Here is a 22,967-nt window from a genome sequence, read left to right as displayed (position 1 = left end):
AAAAGAATTGAAACTTAAGAATTAAAACTAGGATTTTTTAACTATGAGCCAGTCAAGTATACCCTCCCACAGTTCGTCAGAAAAAGTGGAACTATCTATCCACATAGATTCTGAACTGCTAGACCAAATTAAGCACTTGACGAATGACCCCAGCAAAGTCATTGAAACAGCAATCAAGCAGTGGCTCAGAGGCGAGCGCCGCGAAGACGAGCTGGCTCTGAGTTTGCGCCGCAACCCGCCAGTCCCGCCCCGCGGCGAATGGAACGACTGAGCGGCTCTCGCCCCAGACGGCGCGCGCAAATCTGCAGGCTGTGAAATTTAGATCGCCCGCGCGCACTCCTGCAGATTTCGCGGCAAAAGCTACTGGTGGTGGGCGAGCGAACTCGGCTAAATCACAACCTCGGAACTATTCTAGGTGAGGGAAAAAATGCGTGAGCCGTTCCCTGACTAGAGTTGTTTGCAGCCTCATATTTTGGCGTAATTTTCACAGTTGATAGTTAATCGGTGCAGATTCCTAATTTCTCAATCTTAATTTTTATCTTTAAATTACCCAAAAAGGCTGAGAACGAAGAGTTTTGAGTTGAACTCAGAATTAAAAAATTAATATTTTATGAGTTCATTAATCACTCAAAAGTCAATAGTAGAAGCCAAAAATTTTTGCTAATTGTTGAGTTTTGAGCGATTAATGTTGTAATTAAAAAGCCAACAGCTTTTAAATTGATTAATCGCTCACAAATTAACAGTAGAAGCCCCAAACAATGGTAAGTCTGGAGTTCTCTATTAAAAACTCAAGACTCCAAAATCCGAACTACTTTCATCCCCTACTCTGATGGACTCTAACACAGATTTCCGGCGATCTAGCCTCGCCTCTACAGTTTTTTTTCAAGAGTTAGGGGCAGAATTAGTATTTACCCAAGACGCCTCTGGTCGATATCTATCTTTTTACTGGCAAAAAGCCGATCGGTACAAGCTCACAGCAGAACAAATTGTCGATCGCCCCCTCAGCGAAACCCTGCAACCCATCCCCCCTGCGCCTTATCTCGACATCCTGCGGCGGGCGCTCGAAACCCTCCTACCGCAACGGTTCAGCTATCCATTTTGCCACGCCGGACAATATTTTCTCTTCGATTTGACACTCACTCCCGCGATCGACTCAAACGGCAAAGCTGCAAAAGTCTTAGTTATGGGAAGGCTGCTGTCTGACAAACCCACAGACAGACGGCCCGACTCCCCAGAATTCATGCCCTATCGAGCTTTGCCATCCCCCTTGGACGCCCGCCAACAAATGTCGCTTCCAGCGAGCCGTATCCCCGGTCGATCGCTCCCCCCCTACTCGGAAATCGACCGTAAAATCATCTCCCAAATCGCTCAAAACCTGCACAAAACCCTCGATTTAGACACAATTAGGCAGCAAACTGTTAACAGCTTGGGTCAAGTTTTGAACGCGAGCCGCTGCATCATCTGTTCCTACAAAAAAGACAGCGAAAATCTTGAAACCTCCCCCTTCCTTGCCTCGGAAAATCAGCAAAATTCGACCGCTGCTGCTGGGGAATTACAACAGTCAATAGCTAGCGACCCCTCGCCCCCGCTTTCCCCCGCTCAAATCGAAAATCTCCAATCGAAAACTTTTAAAGTAGTAGCTGAATACCGCCAAGAAGCTTACTCTTCTATGCTGGGATTAGAACTGCGCGCAGCCGAACAGCCAGGGTGGATTCAAACTTTAGCCACCTTAAAACCAGTAGCAGTCGATTACGCCTCCCCCGCCACCGATCCCTTCGGTCGCCATTCCGTGCTCGTAGCCGCTACCTCCTATGAAGACCAACCCAATGCACTGATATGTTTGCACCGCTGCGGCAGTGCCCCGAAATGGAGTCCAGTCGAACTCGAATTCGCCCGCGAGTTAGTCGCTCAAGTCGGCAGTGCGATCGCCCACGCTACACTTTACCAAGAATTAGAACAGGCCCGCGCCGAAGCCGTAGCTCTTTCCCAACTTAAAAGTCAATTTCTTGCCAATACTTCTCACGAACTCCGCACTCCCCTCAACGGCATCCTCGGCTTTCTAAAACTGCTGGTGGACGGCATGGCAGATGACCCCGAAGAAGCGCACCAATTTATAGAAGAAGCTTACCGATCTGCAGTACATTTGTTCAATGTGATTAACGATATTTTGGATATCGCTAAAATCGAAGCTGGCAAAATGGAGTTAGACCTCGCTCCCGTCAAACTCGGTGAACTGTTGCAACAAGTTGAGAATTTTACGCGGGTTCAAATCGAGCAAAAGCGATTGCAATTTCAAATCCAAAAACCCCCTGTGGAGGACGAGATTATTGTGTACGGCAACTACCAACGCCTGCTTCAAGTAATCTTGAACCTCACGGGCAATGCGATTAAATTTACGGGGGAAGGGGGAATTCGCATCAGTGCCGAGGTTATTAAGAAAAAGGTGACTGTTCACAACCAGCAGTTCCCCGGAATGGTGAAAATCAGAGTTGCTGATACTGGCATCGGCGTTTCTCTCGACAAGCAAGATAAATTATTTGAGTCGTTTTTTCAGGTGGACGGCGCTCGTACCAGGCAATACGGCGGCACCGGTTTGGGATTGGCTATTTCTCAAAAACTGGTAGAAGCAATGGGGGGTACAGTAAATTTTTACAGTATGGGGGAAGGACTCGGCTCGACGGTTACTTTTACTGTGCCGCTTTATCAAGAACCACTATTTAAAAATTAATCATATCGATTCCGGTGCAACCGGAATCATTGTTGACTGTTGACTGTTGACTGTTGACGGGCGGGTCAAAAACATGAAAACTAGCGCATTATTTGCGGGCATCTTGATTCGACTTTACGCCCGACGATGAAGGGCGGATTTGATATCATTCCGCCGCAGCCGGAATTGATATTACCAATTACCAATTACCAAACTGTACCTTACTAACTTAAAAATTGCTATATTCCTGTATTCGTGAGTTCAGTTGCGTGAATAAAGGTCATCGATAATTGGTAATTGTCCTACAAACACAGTTCGATCGCCCACCAGCGTATCAATTTTGACAATCAAGCATCCAGGATACAAGCCCCCGGATTCATCCGTCCAGAAATAAAAAACCTGTATCCGATAAAGAGCCGAACGTATTTATCTCGCGCAAGTCAGTCGATTTTAGATTTGAGATTTGAGATTTGAGATTTGAGATTTACCCCACAGATTAATCTGGGAGCTTGAACTAGGGTCGAAAATTTTTATCTTTCCACGACAGGAGTACGTGGCACGGTATCCGTTTTTGGGCTGGGTAAATGCTTCAATTGTTTAATCTAAAATCTCAAATCTCAAATCTCAAATCGATTGACTTTTATCCGTCGCCAAGCTCCCTCCTTGGGAGTTTTGGACTCATATCGATCGCCCGCGCCACTTCCGATCCCCACCCAGAATTGGCATAAATCAAATCCGGGGGATACGGATAACAGCTCATCTTTAATCTCTCGGCTGGCAGCTCACACCTCCGAGTAAACCCCCACAAACCGCCAACTTTACAAGAACTTAATGGCTACTTTTAGGACTGATTCAGCTTTCCAATCCCCTACTGTCAAGGATTTTTAAGAAAATAGGATGCTCTCCCTTCTATGTGAAAATCATAAAGATCTTGTAAAGACACCGCAACTACTTAGTAATGTTTGACGGTTTGTGGCAATATTTAAGTAGAATTACGTAATTAATCAGTGGGACCGCCGCAGCCTGGCAAATTAAGTAACTCCCTGCCCTGTTGCCGGAGTGGTAAACTTTTGCCAGTCTCGTAGAAAAAGGGTTGCTATGAATCAGCAAATATCAGCTCAATCGCAAAAGCTTTTACTCCAAATTGGCAGAAATATTCGTCGAACCCTGGATCTCCATACCATCTGGGAGCAAACAGTTAACAGTCTGGGAGAAACACTAGGCGTCAGCCGCTGTATCATTTGTCCCTATGAAAGTTCTAGCCTGCAAGTCAAAGTAGCTGCTGAATACTGCCAAGAACCATTTTTACCCATGCTGGGAATGGAAATCTCCCTCACAGCAGCACCTCATTTCCTTCAAGCTCTAGCCACACTCGAACCGGTGGTAGTAGACTCCTTTGCAGCCAATGACCCTTTTGGGCCGCAGTCGCTGTTAGTGGTGGCTACCGCTTACCAAGAGCAACCTAACGGCATAATTAGCTTGCATCAGTGCAGAGGTCGATCGTCGGCGAAGGGTAAGACCGATCGACCTTGGACTCAATGCCAGATCGAATTCGCACAAGAACTTGCCGAGCAAGTAGGAAGCGCGATCGCCCTCGCCACCCTCTACCAAGAGCGCAGCAAGCGAGTACAAGAACTATCCCAGCTCAAAAAGCAATTTTTGTGGAAGGCGTCCCACGAGCTCCGCACTCCCCTAAATCACATCATCGGCTATCTACAACTAACCATAGACGATCAAGCTGACGATCCGATCGAGGAGAGAGATTTTATCCAAGAAGCTCACCGTTCGGCTATCCACCTTTCTCAAGTAATTTCCAATATCTTAGATTACATTGAGTTAAGTGAAGCTTGCCAAACTCACGCAGAGTTAGCCACTTTCAGGAACCAGGAAAAATCGGGGCATCAGTAAACCTTCTAGTGGTGTATTTAACAAGTCTAATATTTACCGTGCCAACAAGTTTTACCCTGAAAAAGTTGACAAATTATCGATAGATTACCTCAAAAAATTCGGTAGCTGGTTCATCAATTATTTTTAGGGAATTATACTTTTACAAAGTACAGCATAGCAACTACTAAAGGTAGTAGCTCGGTGTATTTATCATATTATGTCCGCTCGAACGACTCCCATCAAATAGGTTATTTGACCGTAAAGGATATTGCCAGCATAAGATTGCACTTTCGCAATTTTAATGCTTTTAACTTGTGCTTGATAGAATTACCGACCGCCCTTTTTTTTTGGAGTTTTTGGAGGGCTGACATAGCGCGCCCAAAAAGGTTCCTCCATATCTTTCATCGCTGCTAGTTTTTGGCGCTCTTCCTCTATGCGCTTGCGTTCTGAAAGATCGGAAAATATGTTGATACTGCCGACAGTCTGGCCGCCCGCATCTCGTACTCGTGCGGCCCAAAGCCAAACATCGATCGAACTACCGTCTTTTTTCAACAAAGATACTTCCAAACCGTTTTGCGGTTTGCCATTAGACGCAGACTTTAGCAGCCCGTAAAAATCTTGCTTTTGGCCTTGAGGAATATTCGGTAAAGGTTTCCCTAAAACCTCAGCCGCAGTCCAGCCAAAAAGTTGTTCGGCGGCGCGGTTCCAAACAACGGTATTGCCGTCATTGCTGGTACAGTTAATCGCCAGCGGCGCCGATGCTATCTGGGCTTGCAAAACTTGGTTAACGAGTTGCAGTTTCAATTCTACTTGCTTGCGATCGGTAATTTCCTGACAAGCGCCCCACAAACGGACAACCCGTTCAGCAGTTTTGTCCCACACCACTTGCCAGTAGTCCCGCACCCAGCGCACCTCGCCTTTTTGATTAATAATGCGATACTCATTAGCTCCTGTGCGGCTGAAAGTACAGCCTTCTAATTGTTTAATTAACATTTCCCTGTCGTCGGGATGAACGAGTTCTGAGTTCCACCAACCAAACGATTCTAATTGTTCAGGAACGCGACCCGTGCAGCGCTCAAAAGCTTCTGTCGCCCACTCGCAGGCGAACTTACCGTCGGGCAGTCCCTTAAAAGAATAGGCAAAATCAGAAGTAATTTGCGACATAACTCTGTAGTGGAGTTCCGACTCTCGGACTGCGATTTCGGCTTGCTTTCGTTCCCCTATTTCCCGCGAACTAATTATAATTCCCTGCACGCTAGAATCGTAAAGCAAACTGTTACCTATCGACTCCATGTATATCCAAGAACCGTCAGCGTGGCGTTTCCGATATTCGATTGCCCCCCCAATTCCTGGAGATTCTAACAACTTACCAAAATACGTCTGCCAAGCCAGCAAATCGTCGGGATGGATTAACTCGCCGTGAAATTTGCCAATTCTTTCTTCTGGGTTGTAACCCAAAAGCCGCTGTAGAGAGCCGCTGTGGTATCGAACTCGCCCGTCGGAGCCGACAATGCTAATTAGATCGGGAGAATTACGCAGCATAGCTTGCAGTTTTGCTTCACTTTTAGTTAATGCTTGAGTATCCCTGCGATGCTGGCTGATTTGTTTTTCCAACTGCTCCCGTAGCTGTCTGATTTGCCCTACTTGCTGGGCTACTGTGCGTTCCAACAGGCGATTATTTTTTTCAAGTTCAACCAGTTTAGCCGCGTTATTTGTTGCGCTTTCAAACAAGCGGCTGCCTGCCATTTCCTGTAGAGAATTTGATAAAGCTTCCAAAATTTTTGTAAAAATTGCCTGTTGCGGGTGTGGCAATTCCCTAGCTTGTTCCTGCAATGTTTCTAAGTGTTTGTAGACAGTTTCTAGCATTTTATTAAGGGGGGAATCTAATAGTTGCCTGCGGGTGCAACCCCTAAAAAGCGGACACAAGTTTTTTCAACATAACCCATAACTAAGACTGGTGTCTGGCTTGCGACCCCTCGCGCTTTCAATAACCAGGCATGTTGGGACTTTATCTTTTCGTGGGGGTTTGGGAGTAGGGGGTGAGCTATAAGACCCACACCATAATCTCTGATTTCGCGCGTGGATACATGGACTCCCCCAAGTTAATTTTATGGGACTCGATGTCCCTAAAATCAACATTTAAGCCTACACTACTCACCAGTAAACACTGTATAATACTGGAATGCTGATACTTATACACCGCTACCGAATTTATCCAGACTTCGCTCTTGAGCAACAACTCATTGACTGGATGGAAATCTGTCGAGGCGCATTTAACTACGCATTGAGAGAGATAAAAGATTGGTGTGACAGTCGTAAGTGTCCGATTGACAGATGCTCTCTGGAGAAAGAGTACATCATTTCTCCAGAGCTGAAGTTTCCAGGCGAAATTCAACAGCTTAACCAGTTGCCAAAAGCTAAGAAAGAATTTCCCAAGTTGAGTCAGGTTCCTTCTCAAGTTCGACCGCATGCTATTAAGCAGTTGCATAGAGGATGGGAATATTTTCAGAAGAGAGGGTTCGGCTTCCCCAGATTCAAGAAGTATGGGCAGTTTAAGTCGTTGCTGTTTCCTCAGTTTCAAGAGAATCCGGTGACGAATTTGCACATTAAACTGCCCAAGATGGGGGCGATTCCCATCAACTTGCATCGACCTATCCCGACAGGGTTTGTGGTCAAACAAGTGCGAATCTTGAGGAAAGCCGATAAATGGTACGCATCTATTTCGCTGCAATGTGATGTCAACGTTCCCGACCCAACACCCTACGGTCATCCCATTGGAGTTGATATTGGGTTGGAGAAATTTTTGGCAACAAGTGACGGTGTTCTTGTAAAACCGCCAAAGTTCTTTAAAAGTCTGCAAGGTAGGCTGAAAGTGCTGCAACGCAGACTGAAGAGAAAAAGTAAGCGGTCTAAAAACTACGAAAAACAACGCCTTAAAGTTGCCCGGCTTCACCATCAAATTGACAACACGAGGAAAGACTTCCACTTCAAGCAAGCCCATGCCCTTTGTGATGTTGGTGATATGGTTTTCATGGAAGACTTGGATTACCGCATCAGTGCCAAAGGGATGTTTGGGAAGCATATGCTTGACGCTGCTTTTGGACAATTCAGAACCATCGTTAAGTATGTGTGCTGGAAGCGTGGGAAATTCTTTGCCGAAGTTGATGCTAGGGGGACTTCTCAAGAGTGTCCTGAGTGTGGTGGTGAAGTTAAAAAAGACCTGAGTATTAGAGTCCATAACTGTCCTCATTGTGGATACACAACGGATAGGGATGTAGCAGCAGGTCAGAATATCAGAAACCGAGGAATATCCCTCATTAGTACCGTTGGACAGACGGGAATCGAAAGCGCCTGTGCAGCCGATCTACCGGGGACTGAGGGAACTGAGTCTAGGCAAGTGGCGAAATCTCACAAGAGAACAACCAGGAAACCTAAGAAGTGATTCTTGGGAAGCCTACACCATAATCTTTGATTTGGTGTAGGAGGATGTCACTTTCAAATCATAGCAACCGATAGAGAAAGTAAATTCTTGCTGCGCCCTAATTGCCAGCCCAGCAGCACCCCCAAGAAGTGCTCGCCAGGAGTGCGGGTAACTCCCCTACCCAGTGAATGTGGGGCTTCTCGCGGTTAAGCTAAACTAGATGGGTGTCAAGAGAAAGAGGGATTTATGACAGAGCAAGCCAACGCTCGCGATTTGTTTCGCGCTGCTTACGAACACCGCTATACCTGGGATGCCAATTTTCCCGGTTACAGTGCCGATATTGAACTCAAACAGGGCGACGAAGTATACACGGGTCATGTTTCCATCAAACCCGACATGAGCGTGGAAGTCAGCGGCATTGAAGATGAGGAAGTGCAGCAAAGCGTCTACACCCAAATGCGCGATATTGTCACCCACCGCAAACGCTCGACATTTGAAAAATCTCACGGCAAAAATAGCTTCACCCTGGGCGAGAAGGACAGCACTGACGCTGTGGACATCTTGGTGCAAGGCGACTCAATGGGCTCGAATTATAAAATCCGAGGTCTCTCAATTTGTCAAGTCAGCCGGGTGATGGGCCGCATGGCTTTCGTAATTGACACGCACAAAAGCTTAGAGACACCCGAAGGTTCTTTGGCCACCCACTACGATGCCGTTTTCCGCAACCCGCAAACAGACGAAATCATCAGAGAACTCGAATTTGAAGATACCTTTGAGAAGATAGGCGACTATTATGTCATGACAAAGCAAGTAGTTCGATCGAAAGAAAAAGGTCAACTGACAACAACCGAGTTCAACTACTCCAACGTCAAACTGCTAGAACCAGCAGTAGTGTAGCGCTAACCAAAAAACCGGATTTCTTAAATAAAACGGTTTTTTTTGGATAACCTATCAGAATCAACTTGATTTGGCAGCAAGTAAGGCTACGATCGAACCAGAGAGCTAATTGGGATCGAGCATCAGCGTGACAGAAACCGGGTTTCCTGCCGCAGGCTCACCTGAGTGCCTAAGTATTTTATCAAAAAACCCGGTTTCTTAAATCCCGCGCGGGTTGAGAATGCTGTCCTTGAGTCAAATCGAACTTTCATTAACTGCAAGAAATCATCACAGAGGCGAAATATGACACTAGCACTAACCAGAGATAACGTCGAAACAGTTCTCGATGAAATGCGCCCCTACCTGATATCCGACGGTGGCAACGTCGAACTCGTAGAAATTGACGGCCCAGTGGTACACCTGAGACTGCAAGGAGCTTGTGGCTCTTGCCCGAGTTCCACAATGACTCTGAGAATGGGCATTGAACGTCGCCTGCGCGAGGCTATCCCAGAAATTGCCGAAGTCGAACAGGTAATGTAATTAGTCAGTTGGCAGTTGGCAGTTGACGGTTGACGGTTGACAGTTGACTGTTGACTGTTACCAATTACCAGTTGACAGTTGACAGTTGACAGTTACCAATTACCAAATTTAATTGTCAATTGCCAATTACCAAATTCAATTACCAATTACCAATTACCAAATTCAATGTCTCACCCCCTTTATGTAGCCTTCATTTGGCACCAACACCAACCGCTCTACAAATCCCGAGTATCAGCTAGCGCAGGAGGAACCCAGTACCGACTGCCTTGGGTGCGCTTGCACGGAGTCAAAGACTACTTGGATTTAGTGCTAATGCTGGCAAAATATCCCAAGCTGCATCAAACCGTAAACCTGGTTCCATCCTTGATTTTGCAGATAGAAGACTGCATCGCAGACAGAGCATTAGATCCTTACTTGGCGGTGACATTAAAGCCAGCAGAAACTCTAAATATCGAAGAACAAGAGTTCATTTTAGAACACTTCTTTGACGCCAATTACCACACCCTGATTCAGCCGCACCGCCGCTACGCTCAACTCTACACTCAGCGGCAGGAAAAAGGCATTCAGTGGTGTTTGGCAAACTGGAAATTGCAGGATTTTAGCGACTTGCTGGCCTGGCACAATTTAGCTTGGATTGACCCGCTGTTTTGGGACGACCCCGAGATTGCAGGGTGGCTGAAACAAGGACAAAATTTTAGTTTGGTAGACAGAAAAAATATCTACTCAAAACAAAAAGAAATCCTCGCTCGCATCATTCCCCAGCACCGTAAAATGCAAGCCCAGGGACAGTTGGAAGTCTCCACAACCCCCTACACGCACCCGATTTTACCGCTGCTTGCCGACACCAACGGCGGCCGCATAGCTATTCCAAACATGACGCTGCCACAACAGCGGTTTCAGTGGGAAGAAGATATTCCCCGACACCTGAGAAAAGCCTGGGAAATGTATCAAGACCGGTTTGATTGCCAACCGCGCGGTTTGTGGCCGTCGGAACAAGCAGTCAGCCCGGAAATTTTGCCCTACATTGCCAAACAAGGCTTTAAATGGATTGTCTCGGACGAAGCAGTATTGGGGTGGACAATTAAACACTTTTTCAACCGCGACGCGACAGGGAATGTCTGCGAACCAGAATTTTTATATCGCCCTTACCGTTTAGAAACTCCTGACGGCGATTTAGCTATAGTATTTAGAGACCACAGATTGTCCGACTTGATCGGGTTTACTTACGGTTCGATGGAACCGAAAAAAGCAGCATCAGATTTAGTGGGACACTTAGAAGCGATCGGCAGAACTCTCAAACACCGACAGTCCGGCGGTCAAACAGCTTTAGAAAATCCCTGGTTAGTGACGATCGCCCTAGACGGCGAAAATTGCTGGGAATTCTATCCCCAAGACGGCAAACCGTTCTTAGAATCCCTCTATCAAACTCTCAGCGACAATCCAGATATCAAATTAGTCACAGTCTCAGAATTTCTCGACAAATTCCCAGCAACCGAAACAATTCCCGCAGCCCAACTGCACACGGGTTCCTGGGTGGACGGTTCCCTGACAACTTGGATCGGCGATCCCGCGAAAAATCGCGCTTGGGACTTGTTAGGGCCCGCGAGACAAATGCTGGCAAACCATCCAGAGGCCACAGAAGAAAGCAACCCAGAAGCTTGGGAAGCGCTTTACGCTGCCGAAGGTTCCGACTGGTTCTGGTGGTTTGGCGAAGGTCACACCTCGAACCAAGATGCCATGTTCGACCAGCTATTTCGGGAACACGTAGCGGGAATTTACGAAGCTCTCGGCGAGCCGATACCCCCGGAAGTGCGACGGCAAGTAGAGGTGCACCAGGTTCAAGGCGACCACCTGCCGCTGAGCTTTATTCACCCGGTGATTGACGGTATCGGCAACGAACAGGATTGGGACAAAGCCGGTCGGATTGAAGTTGGGGGAGCAAGGGGTACGATGCACCGGAGTTCGGCAATTCAGCGGCTTTGGTACGGGGTTGACCACTTGAATTTTTACATTCGTGCCGACTTCAAGGTAGGGGTGCGGCCGGGAATTGATTGCCCGCAGCAGTTAAATTTGTTCTGGTTTTATCCCGATCGCACGATGCACAACAGTCTGATTCCGCTGTTGGGTGTGCCTGACGAAGCACCGCTAAACTATCGATACCACCATCAGTTAGAGATTAATTTGCTGACGAAATCGATTTGGTTTCAGGAAGCAGAAGAGGGCGATGAGTGGCAGCCCCGCATTAGCCGCGCCCAAGTGGGAGTGGATAAATGTTTGGAGGTAGCAGTGCCCTGGGCGGATTTGCAGATTATGCCCGACTGGCAGGTGAGGCTGATTGCGGTTTTATCGGAAGGGGATCGTTACTCTAGCTGTATGCCGGAAGATGCTTTGATTCCGATCGGAATGCCGTAAAAAGTCATTAGCGATCGGTCATTAGTCCTTAGGCTGTAGGGGCGGGTTGCACCAGCTTTCATAGAACTGACAACCCAAATAAATATAAACCCGCCCCCTGAATTAGTCAGGAGTCATTAGTCATTTTTTGAACCGACAAACAATTAAATAATTATCAAATTATATTAAATTGGGGCTTCAACTCTGGCTACTTAATGCCTCGATAATTTCGATCGCGTCCGGTCGATCTAAGGCTGTAAAATTTGTTGGTAGTGAGGGCTTCATTCCTCATAAAAAATAGGGCTTAAGTCCTGACTACCAAATATATAATGGTTAATTTACCGGACATCATATCATTAGTCATGGGGAAATTAACAAACTAATGAGCCGCATTTTACTCTTGGTCGATCGCCACCAACAACTTAATTTGCCGATCGCCCACCTCAACAGGGAGCATGAGGTGATCGTACTCGATCGCGCTTTAGATCCCAACTCCGAATTTCCCATTCCCCAAATCGCTTTTGACTTGTGCATTCTCGACGAGGCCAATTTCGAGCGCATCGGATCGCTGGTAGAATCATTAAAAGCTGCCGCAGAGCCGATATTTTTACCGTTTTTGCTTGTTAGTAAATCCCAAACGCCTGCTCTTTTTGAGCAGCTATTTTCGCAGCAGGCAAAACAAGTCGAACGCAGAATTGACGATTTGATAGTAAGTCCCGCCGAACCCGCCCAACTGCACTTGCGGGTAGAGAATTTGTTGGCCCGCAGGCGGCTGTCGCTAAAACTCCACAGACTTCAGGAAGTGATTAAAGAAAGGACTTTTAGAGAAAGTTTGTTAATCGACTCGCTGCAAACGGCAAACGAAAACCTGCAACGGGAAATCGCCAAGCGGGCGGAGGTAGAAGCTGCACGGCGAGAAAACTCCTATCTCGACTTGCTGATGAATGCCATGCCAGATATTGTCTGCTTCAAAGATGGCGAGGGCAGGTGGCAGGAGGCAAATCAAGCGATATTGGAAGTGTTCGAGCTAGAAAAAATAGACTACCGCGGGCTTAAAGATTTTCAGCTAGGAGAACTCAGCAGTTTTTACCGCGAGGCGCTACAGGCGTGCGAGGTCAGCGATCGAGAAGCGTGGGCAAAAGGTAAGCTTTCTAGGGGGGAAGAAATGATTCCCCGCTCAAACGGTACTGTGAAAATCTACGACGTGATTAAAGTACCCGTATTTCACCCCGACGGCAGACGCAAAAGTATCGTGATTTTGGGCCGCGACATCACGGAATACAAGCAAGCTAGAGACGAACTCGTGCGCTTAGCGTCGATTGTCGAGTCTTCCGACGACGGTATAATCAGCAAAACCCTCACCGGGACAATTCAGAGCTGGAACACAGGAGCCGAGAAGATTTACGGCTACTGCGCGGCGGAAATCAAGGGGCAGTCGATCGAGATTTTAGCCATACCCGAACGCCCCAAGGAAATGCCTCAAATATTGGAAAATATTAGGGCGGGAGCCACCATCGACCATTACGAAACCGTGCACTTGCGGAAGGATGGCCAACAGATAGATGTGTCCCTGACGATTTCTCCGATTAAAGACGCGACTGGAGCGGTAACGGGCGTTTCGACAATCTCTCGCGACATCAGCGACAGCAAGCGAGTCGAAAAAGCCTTTGAACAACTCCGCCACCAAACAGAAATGATTTTGTTCTCCGCAGGAGAAGGAATTTGCGGGTTGAACAAACAGGGAAAAGTAACTTTTGTCAATCCTGCGGCTGTGAGAATGGCTGGGTGCGAATCGAAGCAATTGATCGATCGACCGCTCTATGAAAGCTTACACCGTTCACAGGAAGAATGCTCGAGGGCGATCCAGCAACTCTCACCTGCAACAGACCTCAATTCAGGCTCTCAACTTGTCCCGCACTGCGCCGCACCGCAGGCGGGCAAACTGCTGCCGAACCGGGTAAGTTCTCAAATTTTAGCCACTTTGGAAGACGGAGAGGCGCGGCGCGTCACCGATGAGATTTTTTGGCGGCGAGACGGCAGCAGTTTTCCGGTTGAGTACGTTGTCGCTCCGATGCGAGAACAAGGCGAAATTATTGGAGCTGTAGTGACTTTTAAAGATATCACCGAGCAGCTTGCCGTCGAGCGCATGAAAGATGAATTCATCTCTGTTGTCAGCCACGAACTGCGGACGCCCATGACCTCAATTCACGGCGCCCTCGGCCTCCTCAACAGTGGCGTGCTTGACGCTTACCCCCAGAAAGCTAAGCGGATGCTGGAGATTGCTGTCACTAACACTAACCGTTTGGTGCGCTTGGTCAACGACATCCTAGATTTAGAGCGGATGGAGTCGAGTTACAGCACTGCCATCAAACAAACTTGCAATGTGGCTGAGCTGATGTTGCAGGCGGCTGACGAGATGCAGGGAATGGCTCAGCAGGCGGGGGTTACTCTGTCGGTGAAGCCTGTGGGGGCCCAATTGCAAGCTGTTCCCGATCGGCTAATTCAAGCCTTGACAAATTTACTCAGTAATGCTATAAAATTTTCTCCCTCCGGCGCTACGGTTTGGCTGAGTGCGGAGTTGACCCACAATCCGGATTTGGCAGAAAAAGCAGCGCACAAGTCGGTGTCGTCTCCGTCTGTGTTGTCTCCTGAGCCTGCCGCCGCGCCTCCGCATTTGCCAGTTCCGAGCTCGTGGTACATCGTGATTGCTGTGAAAGACCAAGGGCGGGGTATTCCGTCAGACAAACTGGAGATGGTCTTTGAACGCTTTCAACAAGTTGATGCTTCTGATTCTCGCCAGAAGGGAGGTACTGGTTTGGGGCTGGCTATTTGTCGCAGTATCGTGCAGCAGCACGGGGGGCGGATGTGGGTGGAGAGCGTTTTGGGGGAGGGCAGCACTTTTTTCTTAAGTCTGCCACTTCTGAGGGAGGGGCTGGCAACTAAAAGTTAATTTCTACCCAGGTGTAGCCAACGTTACTGATTTTGTGCAGATTGTTCGATCGAGTCATCGACAAACAATCTCAGCCTTTTCTGCTGTTTGGGGACTGCGGGCAAAAAGCACAATTTGAGGTCGAAAAGCGGCTTTTTTTGGGTGGGATATTTTACAGCCACCGCGCCAGACGGTTAGGACGTTCTTAGTTAAAACCCTGCCGGTCGATGGCAACTTCGGTCTTCCTTGTTCCTTCTTTCTTCAAAATCTGCTATACAGTTTTGAAAGTTTACTGTAAAGTCCGATCGGGAAATATCGTTTCCGGTTGAATGGGCACGATCGAGTCAAGGTCGCACAATTCCACATTCCCCCACGGATCGCTCCCCATCATGTCTGAGTGTAACCAGAATTGATATAAGATAATTTGCTTTACAAAATATTCACTTTTCGCCTCTAATCTGTGATTAGTTCTCATTACTAAAAAAATGTTAATTTTGACTGCCAAGCGCATCTTGGTTATTGACGATGCGGAAGATATTCGGGAAGTAGCTCAAGTCAGTCTTGAGATGGTGGGGGGCTGGGAAGTCCTGACAGCGAGTTCGGGCCGCGAGGGCGTTGCTAAGGCTCTTGCCGAACAGCCTGATGCTATTCTATTGGACGTGATGATGCCCGACCAAGACGGGCCTACTACTTTTCTACAGTTAAAAGCTAATAATGCTACGCAGCACATTCCGGTAATTTTATTGACAGCTAAGGCTCTTGCTGGGGACAGGCGGATGTTCGCGGATTTGGGGGTAGTGAGCGTGATTGCTAAGCCTTTTGAACCGATGTTTTTGGCGGCTCAGGTCGCTGAGGCTTTGGGCTGGGAGCAAGAATAGATCGATCGCGCCCATTGAATTGTGGAGCTTTTCAAGTAGTAGTTTTGCAGGCAAAGAGAGTTAAAAAAACTTGGTTTCTTTGCTATGGTTCCTTAGTAGATCGAATCCGGTCGATCGGACAGGATATACAGCGGTTCTCAAGCGTGGTGAGGTATGCCCGCACAGGCCTCCGTGCGCTATGCGGACGGAGGCCTAGAGTACCTCATATGAGAGCTCGAAAGGCTATATGTAGGGACTTAGGTGCCGTGCGTTTCTTCCTGTCAGCTTAAGACTACAAACTTCAGTCCGGTATCAATTTCAACCCTGCCGGTCTTAGGGTGAAATTGATACCAATTAGGGATGCCTAAATCCCTATTGGTAGTGCGTTCATTTAACCGGATTCGACCTCAGCCATGAACTGAATATTCCTGTGGATTTCTCGGACAAATATAAGCTGACAGGAGTATTTTACTTTTTGTGACAACTCACTCATCTTCATAAGTTCTTCAGGTTTTAGTTTTATGTTTAAGCAGAACGTCAGGGATCGCTCCTGACTGTTGACAGACACATTGGGAGAAGACGACTATGCCCTCAGCTTACATTTTGCTACTAATAGTTTCTCTGGCAGCCGTCTGGATTTACTGGCAAACCTCTCAAGATATTTTTGTTCTTGTGGCTTGGGCCGGGCTGGGTTGTTTTATTTGGGGTTTCTCTTGGGCTCCTTGGAGCGTTCAGCTTTTGATTGTGGTGTTACTGTTGGGCCTCCAAAAGTGCTACTTGCGAGACGCTCAAAGCTGTGACTGAAAGAGATTTTTTATTTTAGTGTCTGGAATTGAGATGTGCAGGCATTCGTGAATCTCTCTAATGATTGGGTTATCGCTCCATATCTTCAAAAAAGGTTTAAAATATCATGAATAGTTGCCCTTGTTGCTCCTCTCAATTGCTCCGCCACGCTCGCCACAATCGCGTTTATTGGTTCTGCTCGCACTGCTGGCAGGAAATGCCGGATCTGTCGGAAATGATTTTAGGTCACAGCGCGCGGACTCACAAACGGGACGGTTTGGTGAAGCTTCCTGCTTTGACTCCTAAATTGAGGATTTTGGATTCGGTAGGAATTGCTTAGTTTGCTGGAGTTAGTCTCACGATAAATATTGAGACGAAAAAGATTTTTGTTTGTGCCATCTGTTGAATTTTTTCATAAAAAATGCACTCATCCCCTTCCCTGTAAAATGAAGGGGACTGATTAGCGGGGGGGATGAGTGCACTTGTGGTGGGGTCGATCGCCCGACAGAATTTCAGCTATTGTATGATGCACAAGAGCTGATTACATCAAACCGATTTGAGAGAGAATGCCTTGACCGGTGAGGAATTCGGTAGCTAAGCCGATAACGAAGCCAAGCATTGCCAAACGGCCGTTCCAGGTTTCAGCAAACTCAGTGAAGCCAACTTTTGCGTCTTTGTTTTCCATGACCATAAACCTCGTTTAATTTCAACCTTATGTAACTAAACTTAACACAGCAGTACAAAGTTTGCAACATATTTTTACATTTACTGTTCAAATGCCGGAGATCAGCGGGATGGGCTCGCAGGGAGAGGGGCTTGCGGGGGGAGGGAGAGAGAAACCCGGTTTTTTCTTGTATTTTTTGTGACTCGTCGCAAAATCTCGTAGAAACCAGGTTTCTGAGGTCAGGGCGCGTGGGTCGAATGATGTCAGAAAAATAATTTTTAGTTAATATAAAATAGCAAAAATCTAGTGACAGTCCGCCTGGGGTGCCCCGGAAGAGGAAATCCTAATTGTTTGGCACACAGCATAATTCCGGGGTGTTATGCAATCTGAATCTATTAGATGCGAAGGTATTTCACAAAAATACTCATCACCTCACCACTTTTAGCAGTTGGTAGCAGGGGACTCCAGACACCAACCTCAGCGTACCCGCGGGCGTGGAGGAGGTAAATTGTACTCCTGACAGCTTGGGGAGAACCTATCAGCAGATGTTTGAGGGGTTCTTTCTCAGGATTTGCTGCGTCGGGAGTTAGCAGGGACGCGGGAAGTTGAATGGCGTCGCTGCTGGAATTCGATAAAAAACTCTGTGTCACAGTGATTAAAGGCTTTTGCTAGTTGAGTGCTACATCCAAAAAATACAACATCCAGCCCGCTTGACACCACCATTTTAGTGTAAATATTCCCCTATTTTTTGGATTTGTTTTTGATTCGTTCTAGTACCTCCTCCAAAAAATCTTCATTTTTGCCAGCAACCTCTATCATTTCTCGCAGCGTGTCAGCGTATGACAAGGTACGCTTGTGGTGGTCTGGCATTTTTTCAAAACTCGGTCCCCACCGCTTGACGGCATCAATATTAACGCCTAAAACCTTTACCAGAAGCAGGTTGCAACGCGCTTTGTAGCCTCTGGCTTTTTCTTCTTCTTGTGTGGCGTGGAACCACCGACGGCAAAAATCCCAAGCTTCCATTGACTCACTCAGCCAGCTAAACCATTTGTCGCGTCGCGACGTTCTGCAAGTTCGCAACATAGGGTAAAAATTACACTGTTTTAGGATTATGGTATCATCCCATTTGGTGTAAAATTTCCCCTAATAGACTATAGCTGAGAATTGATGCGACGATCGTGCAGAATGAAGTTCCGCTCGCACTTGGGAGACTTCCTCCGCAGCAGTCGATCGTTCAGGGCGATCGGCAAAAGATTATAAACTAATTAAATATAAGCCGGTTTATTGAAAAAATCAGCTTTTACGAAAAACTCACAACTCTGGATGTAGCAATAAGAAAGGCAAGTAAAAACAACATATGGCTATTAGCAATCGCGGACGAATTGACAGAGCTTTAAACCTCTTATGTCAGGGATTGTATCCTTATCTTAAACAGGAAATGCAGGGAGTTTACAGCAATAGCTGGGAAAAAGAGGCTAAGTCTTGCTTACCTAAGCATAAACCATTGAAACAAAAATCAGCAGACAGTATTCTGAGTGAAGATGTTGCGATGCTGCTGTTAGTCATGTCAAAGCAGTGGGATAAAGTTTTCAACGAAAAGCTAAATTCTACAGGAAACGGCCTGGTAACTGAACTTATCCAAGTCCGCAACGATTGGGCACACCAAGTCCCATTTTCCACCGCTAACACCTATCGCGCCCTGGATAGTATTGCCCGACTACTAAAAGCTGTCTCCGCACCACAAGCCGATATAAAAGAAGTAGAAAAGCAACAGCAAGAAGTCCTGCGACTCCTGTCTCAAGAACAAACTCGTCAAGAAAATCGCCATTTTTCTGCTGAGGAAGACCGCATTAGAGAAAGATTGAGCGATTTACTAAAACGGCTACCTTTTCAGGAAGCCGATCTGCTAAATCAGGCACTCACTCACCGCTCTTACCTTTACGAAAATCCTAAAGCAGTCAGCAAAGACAACCAGCTATTAGAATTTCTAGGCGATGCCTTGCTGACTTTTCTAAGTGGGCAATATCTCTACCGCCATTACTCAAATAAAAATGAAGGCGATCTAACTCGCCTGCGTTCCTTGTTGGTGGAAGACAAGCAATTGGCAAAGTTTGCTGCCGCCTTGAATATCGGCCAGTGGATGCTGCTAGGCAGGGGTGAAGCAACAAGTGGAGGTACTGCTAAAGAGTCGTTACTCAGCAACACTTTTGAAGCAATTATCGGCGCCTATTTTCTCGATTCTGGCATTGAGGCAGTCCGCGATTTTGTAGAACCGCTATTTACGCCAGTAGTGGAAGAACTTATTTCTTCTGGGTCAGAACCGGACTCTAACATTCCTGGAGACCCGAAAAATCAGCTTCAGGAATGTGTACACCAGAATATCGGGCCAATTACCCCTCAATACATCACAATCCAAGAGGCAGGGCCAGATCACGCTAAAGAATTTACTGTGGAAGTGCGTATAAATGGACAAGTATACGGTCAAGGTAGCGGTCGCAGTAAAAAAGAAGCTGAAAAACGTGCTGCTGAAGCTGCACTGAAAAAACTCCGGCTAATATAGAGACGTTTTCGATGCTATTAATTTCCCAGCAAGTCAAGACATAAAAATGTACACACTTCCAAAATTTAAAAATGAATCACTCCTCATTCGCGCGCTCACTCACCGTTCCTACGTTAACGAACACCCAGAAGCAGGCGAACACAACGAGCGACTAGAATTTCTCGGCGACGCCCTGCTAGGTTATCTAGTTGGCGAAGTCTTGTACAAGCGCTATGAAGATTTTAGCGAGGCTCAATTAACTCGGTTGCGCTCTGGATTAGTCGATCAGAATCAGCTAGCAAAGTTTTCTGAGCAACTAGGTATAGGCAAGTTAATGCGCCTGGGAAAAGGGGCAGAACAAGATAAAGGTCGCCAAAATCCCTCTTTGCTTTGCGATACTTTTGAAGCGATTATTGGTGCGTACTATCTCGACTCAACCATTACACCTGTCCGCGCCTTTGTTAAAAAGCTGTTTATTCCAGTTGCTGATAGTATGATTTACCCTCAGTCCGATGCTGGGCAAAAAAACCTTGTAGACTCTAAAAATCGATTTCAGGAGTGGGCTCTGGCAAAATTCGGTCAAAACCCCGAATATTCAATCATTGACGAGGAAGGCCCAGATCATGCCAAAGAGTTCACTGCTCAAGTGTATGTCAGCGGTAAAATGTACGGTGTTGGCCGTGGTCGCCGTAAACAAGATGCTGAGAAAAATGCGGCAGAAGATGCACTAGCAAAGCTGAAAAAACCCGGACTGATCTAAACTTGAAAAAATCGGTAAAAACTACTAGCTTTTTTGTGCGATACGGGCGTTAGCGAAAGCGTTGCGATCCGAAGGAAAGCCCGCCCCTACGGGGGCTACGCCAACGAAGACGGCCCGAATAGATGGCCAGAGCACACAATGGGCTATAATCAGGACTTGTGCAAGTGTTACCGCCGTCGATCGAGAGTTGCAATGGCAGAAATTCGTTGACGAGTACCCCAGTGTCGATCGTAATTTTGGGAAATATCAGAGCAATTCATGTCTACTCACAACCCGACTACCCTAACTGTTGAAGAAGCACAGCAAATCCTCAAAGATTTCACTTGTCTGGATATGCAATCTGTAGCATCGCCACTGGAAAAACAGGCACTCCGTCAAGCGATTTTGCTGGTAGCAAGTTTGTCGGATTATCAAATGTTGGGAGTGTGCGCTTCTTCGACGGATGAGGGGTTTTTAGCTTTAGAAGCTTATTTGAAAGCTTTGGGATATCAAGCTGTTTTAGATCCCAATGCAGTCACTTCATTTGCTGGTTCGGTTTATATTAAGTTCAATACTTTGAAGGGGTCGTATTATGTTGACGGCTATCCCGGAACTTACCGGGGCGTTTTGATTTCTTGTCAATCTTCCTCAGAAGATGGAGTTAGTGGAACTTACGGTCATTTACCTCTCGATTTATTTGTTGATTAATATCAATTCCGGCGGCGCCGGAATGATATAGAGGACACGGCAGTGCCGTTTCCCTACCGTGGTTTATTGTAGGGACACGGCACTGCCGTGTCCTGATTTCGGGTTATATTAATTCCGATGCAACCGGAATTGATATAATTGGGGAATTGGGCATTGGTAACAGTCAACTGTCAACTTACCAATTACTAATTAACCCTTACCAACAATTAATTCGGGTTCTTCTGGTTCTGGTGCGGCTTCTTCGGGCGGCAATCCCAAAATATCGCTGTACAAGTTGATGTATTTCCGGGCCGAAATATCCCAGCTAAAATCTTCTCTCATGCCGCGCTGTTGGAGTTCTTTCCACTTATCTTTGAAGCGGAAACCTTCCCAAGTTCTGATCATGCAGGTGAACAAGTCGAGGGGCTCGTAGCGATCGAAACAGTAACCGGTACCGGTATTGTCGATCGGGTTGTTGTGGGAAACGGTATCGACTAAACCGCCGGTGCGGCGAACCATTGGCACGCACCCGTAGCGGAGGGCGAGCATTTGGCTAATGCCGCAGGGCTCGAAACGGCTGGGCATCAGGAAGCTGTCGCAGCCTGCGTAAATGCGCCGGGAGAGGGCCTCGTTGTAAAGTAGTTGGGTTGACATCCGACCGGGATAGCGGGCTGTCATTTGCCAGAGTTGGGTTTCGTAGTAGCGATCGCCCGTTCCGAGTACAATAAATTGAGCGTCGGTATAGGCCATGAACAGATCGAGCATTTGAATTATCAAATCCAATCCCTTCTGTTCTACCAGCCGCGTCACCATGCCGATCAAAAAGGCATTTTTATTTACTTCCAAACCGACTTCTTCTTGCAGCGCAATTTTATTAGCGGGGCGCTTTTCAATAGTATCAACACTAAATTGTTGATGGAGGTACTTGTCAGTTGCTGGGTTGTAAGATTCTGTATCAATTCCGTTCAAAATGCCCGATACTTTACCGCCGATGTAAGACAGCAAACCTTCCAAAGTTTCCCCATAAGCTGGGGTTTTGATTTGCTCGGCGTAAGTCGGTGAAACTGTATTTACTCGATCGGCAAACTGTACGGCGGCAGCCATTGTATTGTGACCTTGCATATACCAAGGACACCAAGTCATCTGCTCCAAACGCCAGCGCCACGGCCCTTGATAAGCTAAATTGTGAATAGTAAAAACCGTGCTGATATCGGGATCTTGGCTCATCCAAACAGGTATCATCCCCGTATGCCAGTCGTGACAGTGGATAATTTGGGGCTTCCAATGATTCCAGGCAAATTCAGCCGCAGCATTGGCAAAGAAAGTGAACCTCCAATCTTCATCTACACCGCCGTAAACGCGGCGCGGCAAGAAAGATGGATGTTGTAATAAGTATAAAGGTACATCGGTTCCCGGCAAAACAGTTTCAAACACCGAGAAGCTTTGGAACATGGCAGACCCATCCCAAACAGGTTTTTTGGGAACGTCCATTTTGTCGGGGACGAAACCGTAGTAGGGCATGAAGATACGGACATCGTGGCCCATGCGCCGCAGAAATTTCGGCAAAGCGCCGACGACATCGCCCATACCGCCCACTTTGGCGAGGGGTGATGCTTCGGCGGATACAAATAAAATACGCATTATTTTTTTGTGTTCCTTGAGATTGTTACTCTAGATTAAGTTTAAATGGCGAGTGGCACAATATTAACGCGCCTTCCAAAAACAAGTATAAATCTGAGTTGCTGTAGCGATCGCACTTTACTCAAGAATGCGATCGCCCTTTTTCCATCCGCGTCGCTGTGCGGTGAAAAAAATAGCGATCGCCCCACCTTTTACTAGCCAAAAACTTATTTCTGATTGAGGCGTTGACAGGCTGTTGAAAAGGATTTACAATAATGATTAACAATAGAGAAAAAAACTCAAGTGTATCTATTAGTGTATCTATTG

At 46.9% G+C, this 22,967-nt stretch carries 21 protein-coding genes; 15 read left to right on the top strand and 6 right to left on the bottom strand.

Translation table 11 applies throughout. The annotated features are described in order from the left end of the window. Positions 1–43: 43 nt before the first annotated feature. The 3 genes from OSC7112_RS13785 to OSC7112_RS13775 all read left to right on the top strand — a co-directional run bounded on the left by OSC7112_RS13785 (position 44) and on the right by OSC7112_RS13775 (position 4,615). Complete coding sequence (locus OSC7112_RS13785; RefSeq protein WP_015176471.1) at positions 44–271, top strand: type II toxin-antitoxin system CcdA family antitoxin; 228 nt, start codon at positions 44–46, stop codon at positions 269–271. A 558-nt stretch (positions 272–829) separates the two neighbouring features. After that, complete coding sequence (locus OSC7112_RS13780) at positions 830–2,728, top strand: ATP-binding protein (RefSeq protein WP_015176470.1); 1,899 nt, start codon at positions 830–832, stop codon at positions 2,726–2,728. Between the two features lie 1,077 nt (positions 2,729–3,805). Beyond that, on the top strand, positions 3,806–4,615 hold the full coding sequence (locus OSC7112_RS13775) for a GAF domain-containing sensor histidine kinase (RefSeq protein WP_015176469.1): 810 nt from the start codon (positions 3,806–3,808) through the stop codon (positions 4,613–4,615). Between the two features lie 306 nt (positions 4,616–4,921). Here OSC7112_RS13775 and OSC7112_RS13770 read toward each other — a convergent pair whose 3' ends face one another. After that, positions 4,922–6,460, bottom strand: a complete 1,539-nt coding sequence (locus OSC7112_RS13770) for a PAS domain S-box protein (RefSeq protein ID WP_015176468.1) — start codon at positions 6,458–6,460, stop codon at positions 4,922–4,924. A gap of 316 nt (positions 6,461–6,776) precedes the next feature. On the opposite strand from OSC7112_RS13770, the gene OSC7112_RS13765 reads away from it, so the two are divergent. From OSC7112_RS13765 to OSC7112_RS13745, 5 genes are all read left to right on the top strand, one after another. After that, positions 6,777–8,036: an RNA-guided endonuclease InsQ/TnpB family protein gene (locus tag OSC7112_RS13765; RefSeq protein ID WP_015176467.1), complete on the top strand. Its 1,260-nt coding sequence runs from the start codon at positions 6,777–6,779 to the stop codon at positions 8,034–8,036. Positions 8,037–8,261: 225 nt separating this feature from the next. Continuing rightward, positions 8,262–8,912, top strand: a complete 651-nt coding sequence (locus tag OSC7112_RS13760) for a DUF3386 domain-containing protein (RefSeq protein ID WP_015176466.1) — start codon at positions 8,262–8,264, stop codon at positions 8,910–8,912. Between the two features lie 282 nt (positions 8,913–9,194). Beyond that, positions 9,195–9,431 carry a NifU family protein gene (locus OSC7112_RS13755; protein ID WP_006632519.1) on the top strand — a complete coding sequence of 79 codons (237 nt, stop codon included), beginning with the start codon at positions 9,195–9,197 and terminating at the stop codon, positions 9,429–9,431. A gap of 165 nt (positions 9,432–9,596) precedes the next feature. Further along, complete coding sequence (locus tag OSC7112_RS13750; protein WP_015176465.1) at positions 9,597–11,843, top strand: glycoside hydrolase family 57 protein; 2,247 nt, start codon at positions 9,597–9,599, stop codon at positions 11,841–11,843. A gap of 361 nt (positions 11,844–12,204) precedes the next feature. Then, a complete protein-coding gene (locus OSC7112_RS13745) occupies positions 12,205–14,772 on the top strand; it encodes a PAS domain S-box protein (RefSeq protein WP_015176464.1) in 2,568 nt (855 codons plus the stop codon). 268 nt (positions 14,773–15,040) lie between these two features. Here the strand turns inward: OSC7112_RS13745 and OSC7112_RS39740 are convergent, their stop codons facing one another. Continuing rightward, the gene (locus tag OSC7112_RS39740) at positions 15,041–15,226 is read right to left on the bottom strand and encodes a hypothetical protein (RefSeq protein WP_015176463.1); all 186 of its coding nucleotides are present in this window, start codon (positions 15,224–15,226) and stop codon (positions 15,041–15,043) included. A 10-nt stretch (positions 15,227–15,236) separates the two neighbouring features. On the opposite strand from OSC7112_RS39740, the gene OSC7112_RS13735 reads away from it, so the two are divergent. The 3 genes from OSC7112_RS13735 (at position 15,237) to OSC7112_RS13725 (ending at position 16,731) form a co-directional block, all read left to right on the top strand. Further along, positions 15,237–15,629 (top strand): response regulator, encoded by a 393-nt coding sequence (locus OSC7112_RS13735; RefSeq protein ID WP_015176462.1) that lies wholly within the window; start codon positions 15,237–15,239, stop codon positions 15,627–15,629. A 564-nt stretch (positions 15,630–16,193) separates the two neighbouring features. Next, positions 16,194–16,412 (top strand): hypothetical protein, encoded by a 219-nt coding sequence (locus tag OSC7112_RS13730; protein ID WP_015176461.1) that lies wholly within the window; start codon positions 16,194–16,196, stop codon positions 16,410–16,412. 106 nt (positions 16,413–16,518) lie between these two features. Further along, positions 16,519–16,731, top strand: coding sequence for a hypothetical protein (locus OSC7112_RS13725; RefSeq protein ID WP_015176460.1), 213 nt, complete (start codon positions 16,519–16,521; stop codon positions 16,729–16,731). 201 nt (positions 16,732–16,932) lie between these two features. On the opposite strand, the gene OSC7112_RS13720 is transcribed toward OSC7112_RS13725, so the two are convergent. From OSC7112_RS13720 to OSC7112_RS13710, 3 genes are all read right to left on the bottom strand, one after another. Next, positions 16,933–17,076 carry a CAB/ELIP/HLIP family chlorophyll-binding protein gene (locus OSC7112_RS13720; protein WP_015176459.1) on the bottom strand — a complete coding sequence of 48 codons (144 nt, stop codon included), beginning with the start codon at positions 17,074–17,076 and terminating at the stop codon, positions 16,933–16,935. 374 nt (positions 17,077–17,450) lie between these two features. Further along, positions 17,451–17,705, bottom strand: a complete 255-nt coding sequence (locus OSC7112_RS13715) for a hypothetical protein (protein ID WP_015176458.1) — start codon at positions 17,703–17,705, stop codon at positions 17,451–17,453. A 91-nt stretch (positions 17,706–17,796) separates the two neighbouring features. Further along, positions 17,797–18,138: a hypothetical protein gene (locus tag OSC7112_RS13710; protein WP_015176457.1), complete on the bottom strand. Its 342-nt coding sequence runs from the start codon at positions 18,136–18,138 to the stop codon at positions 17,797–17,799. Positions 18,139–18,412: 274 nt separating this feature from the next. Between OSC7112_RS13710 and rnc (OSC7112_RS13705) the strand changes: the two genes are divergently transcribed. The 3 genes from rnc (OSC7112_RS13705) to OSC7112_RS13695 all read left to right on the top strand — a co-directional run bounded on the left by rnc (OSC7112_RS13705) (position 18,413) and on the right by OSC7112_RS13695 (position 21,041). Beyond that, positions 18,413–19,615: a ribonuclease III gene (gene rnc / locus OSC7112_RS13705; RefSeq protein ID WP_015176456.1), complete on the top strand. Its 1,203-nt coding sequence runs from the start codon at positions 18,413–18,415 to the stop codon at positions 19,613–19,615. A 46-nt stretch (positions 19,616–19,661) separates the two neighbouring features. Then, complete coding sequence (rnc, locus tag OSC7112_RS13700; protein WP_015176455.1) at positions 19,662–20,354, top strand: ribonuclease III; 693 nt, start codon at positions 19,662–19,664, stop codon at positions 20,352–20,354. Positions 20,355–20,612: 258 nt separating this feature from the next. Continuing rightward, on the top strand, positions 20,613–21,041 hold the full coding sequence (locus OSC7112_RS13695; RefSeq protein ID WP_015176454.1) for a DUF1824 family protein: 429 nt from the start codon (positions 20,613–20,615) through the stop codon (positions 21,039–21,041). Positions 21,042–21,230: 189 nt separating this feature from the next. Here the strand turns inward: OSC7112_RS13695 and glgA are convergent, their stop codons facing one another. Further along, positions 21,231–22,661, bottom strand: a complete 1,431-nt coding sequence (glgA, locus tag OSC7112_RS13690; protein WP_015176453.1) for a glycogen synthase GlgA — start codon at positions 22,659–22,661, stop codon at positions 21,231–21,233. A gap of 45 nt (positions 22,662–22,706) precedes the next feature. On the opposite strand from glgA, the gene OSC7112_RS39735 reads away from it, so the two are divergent. Then, a complete protein-coding gene (locus OSC7112_RS39735) occupies positions 22,707–22,859 on the top strand; it encodes a hypothetical protein (RefSeq protein ID WP_190274397.1) in 153 nt (50 codons plus the stop codon). The last annotated feature ends 108 nt before the right edge of the window (positions 22,860–22,967 follow it).

It is taken from the genome of Oscillatoria nigro-viridis PCC 7112 (assembly GCF_000317475.1).
Lineage (GTDB): Bacteria > Cyanobacteriota > Cyanobacteriia > Cyanobacteriales > Microcoleaceae > Microcoleus > Microcoleus nigroviridis.
This window is presented reverse-complemented; position numbering and strand designations above follow the sequence as displayed.

Coding starts and splice junctions, on each gene's coding strand:
- OSC7112_RS13785 (WP_015176471.1), top strand. CDS start 44: ATGAGCCAGTCAAGTATACCCTCCCACAGTTCGTCAGAAAAAGTGGAA.
- OSC7112_RS13780 (WP_015176470.1), top strand. CDS start 830: ATGGACTCTAACACAGATTTCCGGCGATCTAGCCTCGCCTCTACAGTT.
- OSC7112_RS13775 (WP_015176469.1), top strand. CDS start 3,806: ATGAATCAGCAAATATCAGCTCAATCGCAAAAGCTTTTACTCCAAATT.
- OSC7112_RS13770 (WP_015176468.1), bottom strand. CDS start 6,460: ATGCTAGAAACTGTCTACAAACACTTAGAAACATTGCAGGAACAAGCT.
- OSC7112_RS13765 (WP_015176467.1), top strand. CDS start 6,777: ATGCTGATACTTATACACCGCTACCGAATTTATCCAGACTTCGCTCTT.
- OSC7112_RS13760 (WP_015176466.1), top strand. CDS start 8,262: ATGACAGAGCAAGCCAACGCTCGCGATTTGTTTCGCGCTGCTTACGAA.
- OSC7112_RS13755 (WP_006632519.1), top strand. CDS start 9,195: ATGACACTAGCACTAACCAGAGATAACGTCGAAACAGTTCTCGATGAA.
- OSC7112_RS13750 (WP_015176465.1), top strand. CDS start 9,597: ATGTCTCACCCCCTTTATGTAGCCTTCATTTGGCACCAACACCAACCG.
- OSC7112_RS13745 (WP_015176464.1), top strand. CDS start 12,205: ATGAGCCGCATTTTACTCTTGGTCGATCGCCACCAACAACTTAATTTG.
- OSC7112_RS39740 (WP_015176463.1), bottom strand. CDS start 15,226: ATGAGAACTAATCACAGATTAGAGGCGAAAAGTGAATATTTTGTAAAG.
- OSC7112_RS13735 (WP_015176462.1), top strand. CDS start 15,237: ATGTTAATTTTGACTGCCAAGCGCATCTTGGTTATTGACGATGCGGAA.
- OSC7112_RS13730 (WP_015176461.1), top strand. CDS start 16,194: ATGCCCTCAGCTTACATTTTGCTACTAATAGTTTCTCTGGCAGCCGTC.
- OSC7112_RS13725 (WP_015176460.1), top strand. CDS start 16,519: ATGAATAGTTGCCCTTGTTGCTCCTCTCAATTGCTCCGCCACGCTCGC.
- OSC7112_RS13720 (WP_015176459.1), bottom strand. CDS start 17,076: ATGGAAAACAAAGACGCAAAAGTTGGCTTCACTGAGTTTGCTGAAACC.
- OSC7112_RS13710 (WP_015176457.1), bottom strand. CDS start 18,138: ATGTTGCGAACTTGCAGAACGTCGCGACGCGACAAATGGTTTAGCTGG.
- rnc (WP_015176456.1), top strand. CDS start 18,413: ATGGCTATTAGCAATCGCGGACGAATTGACAGAGCTTTAAACCTCTTA.
- rnc (WP_015176455.1), top strand. CDS start 19,662: ATGTACACACTTCCAAAATTTAAAAATGAATCACTCCTCATTCGCGCG.
- OSC7112_RS13695 (WP_015176454.1), top strand. CDS start 20,613: ATGTCTACTCACAACCCGACTACCCTAACTGTTGAAGAAGCACAGCAA.
- glgA (WP_015176453.1), bottom strand. CDS start 22,661: ATGCGTATTTTATTTGTATCCGCCGAAGCATCACCCCTCGCCAAAGTG.
- OSC7112_RS39735 (WP_190274397.1), top strand. CDS start 22,707: ATGGCGAGTGGCACAATATTAACGCGCCTTCCAAAAACAAGTATAAAT.